8 protein-coding genes are annotated in these 13,021 nt (G+C 59.5%); 4 read left to right on the top strand and 4 right to left on the bottom strand.

Annotated elements, in window-relative coordinates; genetic code table 11:
• Positions 1-115: 115 nt before the first annotated feature.
• On the top strand, positions 116-1,540 hold the full coding sequence (locus GRI89_RS15360; protein WP_159797519.1) for a phospholipase effector Tle1 domain-containing protein: 1,425 nt from the start codon (positions 116-118) through the stop codon (positions 1,538-1,540).
• A 90-nt stretch (positions 1,541-1,630) separates the two neighbouring features.
• On the opposite strand, the gene GRI89_RS15355 is transcribed toward GRI89_RS15360, so the two are convergent.
• Entirely contained in the window at positions 1,631-2,515 is an 885-nt protein-coding gene (locus GRI89_RS15355) for a helix-turn-helix transcriptional regulator (protein ID WP_159797517.1), read from the bottom strand.
• A gap of 205 nt (positions 2,516-2,720) precedes the next feature.
• On the opposite strand from GRI89_RS15355, the gene GRI89_RS15350 reads away from it, so the two are divergent.
• Genes GRI89_RS15350 through GRI89_RS15340 form a run of 3 tightly spaced genes read left to right on the top strand, consistent with a single transcriptional unit; the run spans position 2,721 to position 6,779 of the window.
• Positions 2,721-3,866, top strand: a complete 1,146-nt coding sequence (locus GRI89_RS15350) for a ComEC/Rec2 family competence protein (RefSeq protein ID WP_235913444.1) — start codon at positions 2,721-2,723, stop codon at positions 3,864-3,866.
• Positions 3,853-6,129 carry a Mov34/MPN/PAD-1 family protein gene (locus tag GRI89_RS15345; RefSeq protein WP_159797513.1) on the top strand — a complete coding sequence of 759 codons (2,277 nt, stop codon included), beginning with the start codon at positions 3,853-3,855 and terminating at the stop codon, positions 6,127-6,129. The genes GRI89_RS15350 and GRI89_RS15345 overlap by 14 nt, the downstream gene beginning before the upstream one ends.
• On the top strand, positions 6,129-6,779 hold the full coding sequence (locus GRI89_RS15340; protein WP_159797511.1) for a hypothetical protein: 651 nt from the start codon (positions 6,129-6,131) through the stop codon (positions 6,777-6,779). Before GRI89_RS15345 ends, GRI89_RS15340 begins: the two co-directional genes overlap by 1 nt.
• A 144-nt stretch (positions 6,780-6,923) precedes the next feature.
• Here GRI89_RS15340 and mobF read toward each other — a convergent pair whose 3' ends face one another.
• Genes mobF through GRI89_RS15325 form a run of 3 tightly spaced genes read right to left on the bottom strand, consistent with a single transcriptional unit; the run spans position 6,924 to position 12,519 of the window.
• Complete coding sequence (gene mobF, locus GRI89_RS15335) at positions 6,924-9,833, bottom strand: MobF family relaxase (RefSeq protein ID WP_159797509.1); 2,910 nt, start codon at positions 9,831-9,833, stop codon at positions 6,924-6,926.
• 45 nt (positions 9,834-9,878) lie between these two features.
• A complete protein-coding gene (locus GRI89_RS15330; protein WP_159797507.1) occupies positions 9,879-12,200 on the bottom strand; it encodes a type IV secretion system DNA-binding domain-containing protein in 2,322 nt (773 codons plus the stop codon).
• A complete protein-coding gene (locus GRI89_RS15325) occupies positions 12,190-12,519 on the bottom strand; it encodes a hypothetical protein (RefSeq protein WP_159797505.1) in 330 nt (109 codons plus the stop codon). Before GRI89_RS15325 ends, GRI89_RS15330 begins: the two co-directional genes overlap by 11 nt.
• Positions 12,520-13,021 lie beyond the last annotated feature (502 nt).

The raw sequence follows: 13,021 nt of genomic DNA, 5'->3' as shown, positions 1-13,021 counted from the left end.
AAAAACAGCCAAGGGTCGGCAGCGGAATGGCAGCTTTCCGGATGTAGTTCGATAAAGCTGACTGATAAATTTATGATAGGATTATTGGCCACAGACTACGCGGTGGAGGGGCATTTTGGCGAAGAACATACTTATATTTGCAGACGGCACCGGACAGATTGGCGGCCTGCGTCCTGACCAGCGACTATCTAACGTTTACAAAATGTATCGCGCAATGCGGCCCGGTCCATCTTCGCCGATCTCCTACCACGATCAGGTCGCCTATTACGACCCGGGCCTCGGAGCTGGTGAAATCGATGGAGTGACCGCTTCGAAGATCAAGAGCGGTCTTGAGGCAGCTGTGGGCGCTGGCATCGAGGACAATATGATCGATTGTTATGCCAAGATCATTTCCTACTATCAGCCAGGCGACCGCATCATCCTGATCGGCTTTTCCCGTGGCGCATACACGGTCCGCGCGCTTGCCAATATGATGAATCTATGTGGGGTGCCGACCCGGCTTCCCGACGGGTCGCCAATCCCACGATACGGTTCGGCGCTTCGCGCGGTTGCAACCGAAGCGGTAAAATCGGTGTACAGCCACGGTACGGGGAAACCACGCGACCAACAGCCCTATTTTACACAACGGGAGGAAAAGGGGCGGCGGTTCCGCGTAGCTTATGGATGCACAGCCTGCGACGGTTCCGATAATCTGCGTGGCAATGTCGAGCCTGATTTCATTGGCGTCTTCGATACGGTCGCTGCACTTCAGAATGTGGCGGTAGCCTGGCTGGTACGTGGCGCGGTTGCAATTGCTGCGCTGCTACTCACAGTCAGCATTTTGTCCGGCTGGCACTGGGGCTGGAGCTTGGTTTTTGGCCTGCTGACCGGAGCAGCACTGACCGGCTACATCCGAACTGTCACAAAACAGATACGCTATTTTGAAGAATCTCCGGATTCACCGCTAAGCCTCTGGAATCCGCTTAATTGGCTGAAGATCTATCGCAACACGCACCGCGCCTATTGGAGGAAGGAGAATTACGACCGTTGGCTTTCCCCCAAGGTTGGTTTTGCGCGCCACGCCCTATCCATCGATGAAAATCGAGCTGACTTTCCACGCGTGGAATGGGGAACGCAGGCCGGTGTCCAGGAGAACGATGGCAAAAATCCTATATGGCTCGACCAGATATGGTTCGCCGGCTGCCACAGCGATGTTGGCGGCAGCTATCCCGAGGACGAATCCCGATTGAGCGATATCGCGCTCGAGTGGATGGTTGGGGAACTGAAAGCCTGCATTCCCTCTATCCTCGTCAGGGAAGAGCTTCTCGCTACCACGCCGGACCCTCTTGGACTTCAGCACGATGAAGTGTGGATGTCGGATCGATGGTATTTCAAGAAAAGGTGGAAACGCGGCCCTCGCGTTGTCGAAGCCCAGTTTCGTCTGCATCCAACCGTTGTCGAGCGACTTGAAGCGCCTGCAGTACCTCACCCGGAATGCTCGCAATGCTATCGTCCGCCGCAGCTCGCTGGGCACCCCCAAGCAAGCGAGTTCTTCACTTAGTTGCCCCTGTCTCTGTGATCGAGTTCGCAGGCAGGCAGTTGGAAGACTTGCGAATCAATTCAGGAAGGCCGACGCGCCTTCTGTAGTCCGTTAAAGCGCAAGTCGCCGCTTGGTCTCAGCACGGGCTTTCTCAATTTGCTCTTTCACCTCGGAAAGATTTTCCAGAGAGACTTGAGCGCGTTGAGGCGGAAGATCCGCAAGATCGAGGTTCATGCGCATAATAAAGTAATAGGCGAGCGAAAGGCGCACCTCTATGGAGCGGCAGTTCCCCTTCATGCCGTAGTCGCGCCGGATCGCGGCAGCCTGTTCGTCACTGAGGCCGGGGTGGGGACAGAGACGTAACGTGGTGATAGTGTTCCACTCGATATCATCAGCAACATCATAGCTCGCCGCTTCCGACTTCCCGATTTTCTGCACCCGACTTATTACGAAGTCTCGAAAATCTCCTCGGTCGCAGGCCCAAGCGCGCATGTGCCAACGATAACCGTCGAATGCTAATGCGTGGGGCGCGACCATCCGCCATCGGGTATTCGTCAGTGATTGATAGAGGACGTTGATAGCCTCTTTACGCTGGATTGCGCGCAAGATCGCCCTCAGCATTTTCGGTTCGACATGCCGGACAATGTCCGGCGCGATTGCGACAGGTGGAAGTGTCTTGAACCATAAGTCTTCACGTGGAAGGGCCCCGGTCATCCATGCACGAAGTTGTAGCAGAAGCCGATCAGCTGAAGCCTTGAGAAACCTTGGCTTTAGGTCTGGTGCTGGGACAAAGGACTTTACCGTCGCGTCGTATGTTATGTTCTCACCCGCCTCCTCCCGATAATTCCGCAGGTCGACCGAAGCCTGTGGCGTGGAGATATCAAACTGGTCTTCAAGGTCGCTGCGGTTGAGCAAACCTTCCCAGAAGAGTTTCCATTCGATGAATTCAAAGCGCCGGATCTGGGTCCACGATCGGCGGTTCTCGTCGTCTGCCATTTTAACCCCTTGCGAAACTTGACGGGTAAAGTCACGATACCCATATAGTCCCGCGACTCATCGGTCCACACCCTTGCTACGCTGGAGCGTGCTCGATTGACAGGCGGAAAGCGATCCTTCTGCCGCGAATGGACCATCGCTGGGCGCAACGGAAGGTTAGAAGATGACTGCTTCAATCGTGTTTTTCCCCGTCGGCAACGGCGACATGACCTTGGTGACGCTGGATAACGATCAAAAGCTCTTGATCGACCTTCACGTGCGCAAGGCCGCTGACAACGATGGCGACGACACACCGGACGTCATGGCCGATCTGCGCGAGCGGCTGAACCGGGACACCGAGGGCCGACTATATGTGGACGGGTTCTTGCTCAGCCACCCTGACAAGGACCACATTACTGGGCTCGAGACTCACTTCCACCTTGGTCCACCCGAGGACTGGAGCAAGGATGATGACAAGATCCTCATCCACGAGATGTGGTCGTCCCCCGTGATTTTTCGCAGAGCAAGTAAGAGCCACACGCTCTGCCCAGACGCGAAAGCGTGGGCGAAGGAGGCACGACGCCGCGTCGCGCTGTTCCGCGAGAACGGCACTACAGCGGACGAAGGCGACCGCATTCAGATCATGGGGGAGGACGAGGACGGCAAGACCGATGATATCCTCGAGATCGTCGTGAAGACAAACGAGACGGTCACCAAGCTCAACGAAAATAGCTCCAGCGCGTTTGAGGGCCGACTGCTTGCCCCGCTCCCCAAAGGGGACGACGAAGACACCGAGGAATTGCTCACCAAGAACTGCTCGTCGGTCATTATCCGGTTCTCGATCCGTGGCGGCGGAATCCTTGACAAGTGCCGCTTCCTCTCCGGTGGCGATGCCGAGGTGGCGATCTGGGAGCGGCTTTGGGACGATCTGAGCGACAACAATGCCGACTGGCTCAACTACGATATCCTGCAGGCTCCCCATCATTGCTCTTGGCACAGCCTCAGCTACGACAGCTGGTCCGAAATGGGCGAGGACGCGAAGGTCTGCGAGGCGGCACGCAACGCGCTCGGACAAATCCGCAAGGGCGCTATCGTGGTAGCGAGTTCGAAGAAGATCGATCCCAACGACTCGGACCCGCCCTGCGATCGCGCCAAGCGCGAATACATCGCCATCGTTGACGGCAAAAATGATCGGTTCATCTGCGTCGCCGATGTCTGGGAAGATGAGGAACGCTCGCTCGAGTACGAGATCACTGCCAGCGGAATCACAAAGACAGTGAAGAGCGCCGCCAAGGCCGCCGCGGCAGCGATGGGCATAGGTGCCACCGCGAGCCAGGCTCGCGCTCACGGACGCGCCGATGGCAGCCGATGATGAGGCCAGCGCTGCCGATCATGTTCTGCGGGTAGCGCTTCAGCACTCGCAGTGCGTGGGCGGCGAAGTTCTCGAAGAAGAACACGGGCTCGAACGTGTCCGCATCGATATGAACGTAGAAATGCCACTCGACATGAAGGCGGATGGCGTAAGTTCGAGTGGCGTTCGCACTTGCGAGCCAGTGGTACTCAAACTGCCGGCTAGTTGGCCGTGGCAGTCGCCACGCTTTTATTTGCGTGAAGACTTCCCCCGCCACTTCCCGCATCTGATGCCATTCTCGACGCCACCGCGCCCGTGCCTCATCGACGGCAATCAGGATGAGTTTTTCCTACAGTTCGGGCTCGTCGATTACGGCGTGTTTCACCTTGTCGACCAGCTAGCAGTTTGGCTCCGCAAAGCGGCAATCAACGGTCTGATCGATCCCGACCAAGGGTGGGAGCCCATGTTGCGGCGCGGCTATCGTGACATAGTCGAGCTAGATGCCGAGAATGCGCGATCTCTCGTCGATCGGAAAGGCGGGTGGGCCGTCTGGAAGAGCAAGTACTACCGCAGAGGCGATGCTAGCGGGCGGCTCGGCGTCGACGCAGAGGCGTGGATGTCGAGCGATGGCGAACGAACGCCGCTCAAAACGAGCGAGGGGGATGACACATTCACCGCGAGCCCTATGCGTGGCGGCATCCGCATGGGAAGTACGGTTGTCGCGATCATCTGGCCGGACAAGAATCCTGACGGCAGCGCATTCGTTCATTCGACCTACATGCCGGAGGACTTGGAAACACTAGGCAAGCTTCGCGCCCGAGCCGAGGAGATCGGATGCGCCAGGGGGCTGAATGCCTTCCTGAGCAATCTCGAACGCAGCTTTGACGGTTTTGTGCTTCCCGCCCCAATTCCGGTTGCCATAGTTCTCTGCGCCCGCCGACCGGTCCACCTTATCGGTACTGAATCAAACATCGAGCTTTTGCCCTACGTTGTGGATATTCGTGCAGAACCCGAACGGAGATCGCTCTTCGCCCAAGGGGACGACGAACCAGTTTCGCCTGCCGCGCATTACCAATCGATCAGTGCGCCACTTTTGCGCTCGCTCTCTGGTTCACCGGATCAATCACCCCTCGTTATGCTCGGTTGCGGAAGCGTCGGTTCTAAACTTGCACTCCACGCCGCCCGTAGCGGACAGAACATCTTGTGCGTCAGCGATCAATCGAGCCTCCGCCCACATAATATGGCCCGGCACGCGCTTGGTCCCTCGCACGTCACCGAAAACAAGGCCGATGCACTTGCCAAGGAGCTTGAGGGGTTCAATTTGCGGCCTGAGGTGCACAAGGGCGATCTGGGTAGTGACTTGCGTGATCCAAAGATAGCCGAGGCGCTCTTACCGAAACATGCTGGCGCGATCATCAACTCGACCGCATCGCTGTCGGTGCGCGAGGCGCTAGTCGATGCCGCAACGCCACGCTACCGGCCGCGGCTCTTCGAAGCCGCGTTGTTTGGCAGCGGGCGTGGAGCTTTCCTTTTGGCCGACGGACCGAAGCACAATCCGAACCACGCCGATCTCATGGCCGAAATGTACGCAACGATCGGTGGCACGCGAGCAGGCAAATTACTATTCGATAAGGACGAAGGACTTGAAGAGATCCGGATCGGACAGGGCTGCGGATCACTGACAATGAAGATGAGCGATGCGCGGCTTTCGGCAATGACCGCTAGCCTTGCAGTGGAGATCGATGCACTGCTGGCGGCGCCTGCAACAGACGGTACAATCGTGATGGGCACAATGGGCGATGACACTCCCGCCACCAGGTGGGTCCGGTACCAGGTTCCCGCATTTGAGACCGTCACTATCGCCGGAACCGATGGCTGGGAGCTTAGAATATCGAAGCGCGTGGCTGACCGCATTCGTGCGGAAGCAGCATCCTACTCGGCAGTCGAAACGGGAGGGGTAATGATCGGTTGCACAAGCGCGCGCCTGAAGTCAGTTACCGTCGTAGATTTACTGGACGCTCCGCCAGACAGTACGCGGAGCGCTACACTGTTTATGCTGGGCACTCAGGGACTCCATGCAGCCATTGAGGCACGACACGAAGCGAGTGGAAGGACGCTATTCGACGTGGGGACCTGGCACAGTCACCTTCAGGATACCGGTCCATCCGGGACTGACTGGAATACCGCGGCTGAGTTGGCGGCAGAGCGTACGCCTCCGTCTATCTTACTCATCGCCACGCCTAAGCGATTTCATGCTCTCATGCACACTAAGGGACAGGATTGATGGCTGAAGGCAGATCGTTGAAGGAGCAGAATGCCTGGCTGATCAGAGCCGCGATGGTCGGTCACTTTCTCGCCTTCGTCTGGGTAACGACAGAGCCAATAGGGCTCCTGTCCGCAGACCGAGCCACATTAACGAACCAGTTGGAGGCGTTTGCCGCGCCGGGTACGGCCGCTCTCGGGCTCATCGTGATTGCTTCGCTACTACTGCTGGGCTTCATTCCGCCCATATGGCGCGACCGAATTATGCATTGGCGTTGGAAAGACCCGTTGCCTGGATCGCGCGCATTTTCAAAGATCGGTCCCGCCGCCGCTAACGTCGATATGCGTAAACTGCGAACAGAGCACGGAGCATTTCCTCGAGCGGGCGATAAGCAGAATGCACTCTTCTACAGCATCTATCGTAGCCACCGAGAAGACGTTGGGGTGCTCGATGCGCACGGTCGCTATTTGGCCGCGCGAGACATCGGAACAATCACGGCGCTGTTGTCGGTAACCCTTCCTTGGCTGGCTTGGTGGGCGACTGAGGAATTGGTCAAGAGTGCTATATACGGTGCAAGCTTGTTAGTGATCTATGCGCTCTGCGTTGTTGCATCGAAAAATTACAGCCTGCGAATGGTGCAGAACGTTCTCGCAGCAGCAAGCTCAGCCTGAGGTTCGATCAAGAGTTCTCGCTAACGCTGCCGAAATGTGAATTGGTGGATAGGCTATCTGAATGGGAGGATATAGGATCGCCTCGCGAGGGGCCGAATGACCGAACTGAAGGAAGTCGGCGATTTGATGGTTATGCAAAACACTCTACAAACCCAGGTCCAGCGACCGGCTACGTTCCTTGACCAGTTCCTGCTCGACCCGCCTTTCCGGCTTGTTCGGCATTGTTTTGCCCGAACCAACCTCCGCCGCTGACCGAAGTCGTTCGGTCACTTCGATCGCCGAGGCCTTCTCTCCCTTGTTGCGCGACACCGCTCCACCAAGGCGTGTGGCATTGTCGACCACCAAGGTCAGATGATCGCGTAATCGCGTCACGGTTACTAGAAACGTTTTCTGGTTCGCCAGATTGCGCTCACGGCTGTCCATCACCGCAATTCCGCGATCCGAGGTTAGGCCCTGCGCCATATTGGCGTTAAGCGCGTATGCGAGATCAATCCGCTTGAGCATGGGATTGTCCTTGCGCAGCTCGACCTGCTGCCCCTTCGAGGTTTCTACGGTGACACGGCCACCTTCGATCGCCAAAACCTTTGCCCGATCCGCGTTGTACAACTCTCGCTGGTGGTCGTTGCGCGTCCAGCGAATGCGGTCGCCCTCATGCACCTCCAGCTTGCGGGGTTCGAGCAAGGCGAGATTGTCGCGATCCTCGGTCACCTTGATCCGCGAGGGATCGAGCCTTGCCTGCTTGCCGTCCTTGTCTTCAAGCAGGACCTGGCGCCCCTTCCGTTCCCATCCCCTGATGCGATAGAGGCCGGGCCTCAGATTGAGCGCCTTTTCTCTTCGGAGGACCTCAAGCACCCTGCCGGTGCGATAGGCAGACATATGCCGGAGCTCTTCCCGCGTGACATTGACCCGGTCGAGAACCTCGAGCTGCAATTTGCCCGGACCAATCTCGCCATTGGCGAGGAGACCTGCCTGAACGGCCTCATTGACCGCAGAACGGATCTTGCGGCCAGAAGCATAGATCGCGGTCTTTTCGCGATCCTCGGGACCGAGCGATAGCCAGCGTTCGGCCGCTACGATGGCGCCATCGCCCTTCGCTTCGACTGTGTGCTCCTGCAGGCGCTCAAGGGCCTTGCGAACGTGCCCTGCCTGGGCGGCCGCCTGCGCATCCCTGACGACCGGATCGCGTGCGCGCAGGTTCGTTGTCATGTCGGCCCGGGCAATACCGGCCTTCTGAAGCAAGGCAAAGGGCTTGCCAGCATCTACCGCGCCCAATTGCTTGCGATCCCCAATCAAGACAAGGCGATGCACCTCGGCAAGATTGGCGAGACGGACGAGCTTTTCTTTATCGTCGTTGGAGACCATCGAAGCTTCGTCGAGGACAAGGACCTGACCGCGAAGGTCTGCTCTGGCGTCAGCCAGCAATGCTGCTTGTGATGGATTGTCGAGCAGTTCCCGATAGCGGCCAAGGAACCGCGCGAGGGTCTGAGACTGTATGCCGGTATCGCGTTCGAGCATCTGCACCAGCGTGTTCTGGATCGCGAGCCCGGTGACCTCTCGCCCTTCCTCGCGAAGCACCTCGGCAACGGGTTTGAGGACGCTGCTCTTGCCTGCCCCGGCAACACCCTGGACCGCAACAATGCGGTCACGCGCGGTGAGGATCAGCCGCGCGGCCCCGACCTGGCCACCATTCAGTCGGAAGCCGTGACCAATCTCGGCCGACGCCTGCACGCGTGTCTCTGCTTCCTTCTCGGACAGATCGGGTTCGATAGTCTCCTTGCCGCTGGCAACTTCGCCCAGGATGCGTTGCTCAATCTCAACCGCCTCGCGTGATGCCAGCCATTCCTTGTGTTCGCCCTTGCCCTTGATGAGGTGGCCCGCAACCACCAGGGCAGCAGTGCGCTTCTCGATTGCGGCGATGTTGGTCGGTAAACCGAAGTCGAGTGCAGCCTTGTAGAGCGCAGTGCGCTCGAACGCCGCTTCGCGCTGCGAAAGATGCCGCACGGCAGACGCCACCGCCTTGGCCGCAGCGATTGTCTCGCGATCCTGCTTGAGTACACTTTTCGGGACCAGTGGATCGGCGGGATCGGCCCGCAGATAGACCGCGAACTTATCCAGTAACGCCTTCCCCCGCTCGATCAGCGAGGTCGGCGACGAACCTTCGCGTTCACGCTTGTCAGCGACCTGCCGCGCCGTCGTAACCATGGGCGCCAGGTCAAGCCCGACCGACTGAGCCGTTTCCGACCAGAGCTTTCCGAGCACGCCCCGGTCCTCGACGCTGTCCTTGGGTGCGCGGGTCGCCAGCGCGGCAATCCAGCCTGCCTCAAGCCCCTCGCCCCGGCGTGCTTCGAGCACTTCCTTGCGGCGCGATGAGAAGGCCATGACCTCGCCGCGCGAGATCTCTTTCGCCTCAAAATTGCCGTGCTTGAGCACAGGGCCGGTCTCGTATCCGAGCTTCTCCACGCTCGTGCGAAAGCGCGCCATGGCGATCGAGTTGAGGAGCGTCTGGAACTGCCAGAGCTTGTCATTCTTGAGCGTGCGCCACTTGCCATCCTCGCCTTGCGTTACATTGGCGACGACCGCGTGAAAGTGCAGGTTTGGTTCCTGGTTCCGGTTGGTGTCGTGCTGAAAGAGCCCGATCGCAAGATTGCCGGTCGCGACGGTTTTCACCTTGCCGCCTTCGACGAGACGGGTTTCAGCTGCATTCTTTTCGGCCCATTGCAGCGCCTCGATCACTGCCTCGCGATAGGCGGCAATGATCCGTTCGTCTTTCCCGATCAGGGCCAACAACGACCAGCTCTTGGGGAGCGAGAAGGTAAGGTCGGTGCCCGGTCGATGCGCCTGACCGGGATTGCCGACCTGGACACCATCGGGCAGTTCGCCGCGCAACAGAGCGTCAAACTGCTTGGCGTCAACGCGCCCAACAAGGCCAAGGCGCTCCGCTCCCTCGCCGATCCATTGGCCAGAGCGGTCAGCATCGGCGCGGGCGTAGTAATTATCGGAAGCAAAGTAGCTGGCAGCCGCAGAGGGGGAACGGACATTGGCCATCGAGAGCATTGTCTATTTCCTGTTCCTTCTCCCCCTCTGCTGACGTTCAACTGGTCACATTTCGAAGTCGCCGAGATCGTGATCGGACTGGTCGCGCGCTGCACCGCCAAGGAGCCCGCGCTGCTGCTCCTCCTGCAAGCGTCGGTCGCCCTGGTTGTGGTCCCTATCGGATCGTTGCTGTGCCTCGGGATCGGGCGCATCGCTGCGCTTGGGTCCCTGGTCAGCAGGCATGGACTGATCCTTGTCGCTCGCGTGATCGGGGAGCGTAAGGCTACCTTGGGCTGGACGGTCCGAGGAACCGGTCTTGTCCGGGTCTCCTTGCGTATTCGCCTTCGCGGGGTCTGTCACTCTGGCAGGGTTCTTGTCGCGCTGGCTCCGTCTGTCCGACCGCCGCGTCCCTTTCCCTGGCGATTTCTGCGCCTTGCGATCATCGAGTGAGGTCGAGGCAGGGCGTGCCTTGACGCCCCGCTCCCTGCCACCGGCTTCACCGGCCTCGGATGCGCCATCGCGTCCTCCGGACCCGCCGTTGCCGTCAGGTTCATCCGGCTCGTCGGTATCGGCTGGAGGTGGTTTGCGCGAAGCGTCACGAGCAACAAATCCCTCGGCGATGCGCGGCCAGTTGCGCGGCGTCAGCGCAACCGGCGCGGCCGCAAATCCGTCGGGAAACTTGATGTAACCTTCGAGGCTCGGCAGTCCCATGAACTCGTCGGGCAGGAGCAGCGGCACGACCTGTCGCCGGGGCGTCAGGCTGACCGCATCGCGGGCATTGTTGTAGCCGTAGCTATAGCCCTCCTCCATCTCGCGAACCTCTCGGTGGCCGACGATGTCGGAGCACCAGGTAGCGGTCTCGCGGTCAGCGGTGGCGAGTATCAGCTTGGTCCGGGCGAGCGATGACAGGGTCATCGCCAAGTTTTCGCCGTAGACCTCCTTGAGCTTGGCATAGGCATGCACACCGGTGACGATCGCGCCCCCGAAATTGCGCGCCGTTTGTAGGCCTTTCTCGAGCGAGGGGAGGCGGTGAAGCGCACCCAGTTCGTCAATCAGGAACCACAGCTTGAGGTCGCGCGTACGCCGACCGGTCATCAGCGTGTTGATCGCCGTATCAAGCCAGAGCGTGAGCATCTGCGAGAGCACGCTCATGTCGACATAGCGCGAGGAGAGGAACAGCAAGGAGCCTTCCTTGCACTCGCCCTTGATCCATTTGCGGATCGAGAACGGATCGCCTTCGGACGGCAGCATCTGCATCGCCTTGGCGTTCACGTTGAACACCGCACGCACCGATTCTGCCATCTTGGCGGCGCTTGGCGTGGTGATGGGGCCAGCCATCGTGTCCTCCAGCAGCTTATGCAGATCGGAGAGATCGGCGTTCATCAGGTCGCTAGCGAGCGCTTCGTTGGTTCCGCGACCTTCCTCAACCAGCTTGAGGCAAGTCTCGACGAACATGGTGCGCGCGGCGAGCACCCAGAACTGCTCGGCGCCGCCGCCATCCTGCGGCACGAGCGATTCTGCCGCGGCATGGAATTCTGCCCGCGAGGAACAGTCATTGAAGACGCTCCAGGCCGGACAGCGTGCGTCGAGCGGGTTCAGGATCACATCGCGCTCGGGCTCGTAGAAGGTTTCGATGAAGGCCCCGGTGAGATCGAAAATCACCGCGCGCTCTTTCCTCTCGCGGATCTCCTTGACCAGCTCTGTCAGCGCCACGGTCTTGCCGGTGCCGGTGGTGCCGACAAGCATGGTGTGGCTCTGCTCACGCCGCCACGGCCAGCTGACACCGGCGAGATGCGCCGGCGAATAGAGCCCTGCATCCTGCAACGCGGATGACCCGGCGAGCCGCCACTTCCAGCCCAGCTCGCGGCCATACTCGCGGGCGCGTTCGCGCTTGTTGTGGTGCGCAAGATCGGCCTCGAGTTCACCCAACGTGACAAGGGAAGCACCGCGCACATGGCGCTTGCGCTTGGAGCGTTCGCCGAAGTGTTCGGCGACCCACCAGAAGGCCGTAAACAGCGGCGCGAGAATGAGAGCGGAGAGCAGCAGCGCATGCTTCACCGCCCCGGCAAACAGGGCCCATGCTTCGCGCATCGGGGGGAAGTCGGTGACGACAGCCACGGGAAAGCCGATCACGCTGCCGTCGGGCAGTCGCAGGTTCACCAGCTTGGCCGGATCGAACTCCATGAAGGCGTAGCCGGAAGCATAGATATGCATCCACAAGAGGTAGGTCTGGTAGTCGTCGAGGGCGGAACTGACCTCCCACCAGGTGAGGCCAAGAACGACCAGTAGGCCAATGATCAGCGGCCCCTTGAGACCTGCTGCAAACATGAAGCCAAAGTGGCCAAGCAGCTGACTGCCGCGGGTGAAGTTGACGAGATTAGTCTTCATGATCGCCTCCCACCGGACGGGGTGCAACAAGCCCGAGACGCTCGAGCTTGCGATGGTAGGCTGCGACCGTTCGCTCGCGCAAAGTGGGATCGGGATGGTGCGTGAGCAGTGCATCAAGCGCGACGGTGATGAAGACGTTCTGGCGTACCGGATCGGTCGCCGGGTGACGCAGTTGCGCATCCATGTGGCGCTGCCAGAAATCAAACAAGCAGTCGCTGATGACGATGCTGCAGCTGACCCGGCGATCCTGCGCCTCAGCCCTGATCCAGTCCGCGACAGGCGCGGTAACATATGTCTGAAATCGATAATTTCTTTGCATTTTTCCAAGCTCCTTAACTTCAAGAAGCCTGGTTCGACCTGCGGAAGGCGAGCATCACTCTAAGTCGGTGGCACGCTTGTAGGAAAGCGATAAGTTCGCACCCGATTTCAAAAAGTTAGCAGTGTCTGAGCCAAATCAACTCGGTTCCGAAGGACACCACGGCGGTACTGGCTCAGAAATTCCAATCCGCGGAAATCACACGCATCCGCCTGAATAACATCGGGAAATTTGCAGCACCCGCTGCGTCCGGTGTGCTTCTCGTACCCAATTGCGCGGGTGGCGACCAGTGACCCTGGCCGTTCTGTCTCAAAGGTGATTGACCACCCTTGCCAGGGGAGCGTGAGCAACCCATCGAGCCGGCCCACATTCACGAACGATGTGTCCCAGTCTCCATTCCCAACAAGAGGTCGCACCTGCGCGAGAGGGACCGGCCAAGGACCACGTGTGGAGCGGCAGGAACGGGGCGAAGTCGGTCCTGCCGCGCGCGCTGGTCCGACCCGGT

Origin of the sequence: Croceibacterium salegens (assembly GCF_009827435.1) — a bacterium.
In the GTDB taxonomy this organism is placed as follows: domain Bacteria; phylum Pseudomonadota; class Alphaproteobacteria; order Sphingomonadales; family Sphingomonadaceae; genus Croceibacterium_B; species Croceibacterium_B salegens.
The sequence above is the reverse complement of the archived record's forward strand: the minus strand, read 5'-3'. Positions and strand labels throughout refer to the sequence as shown.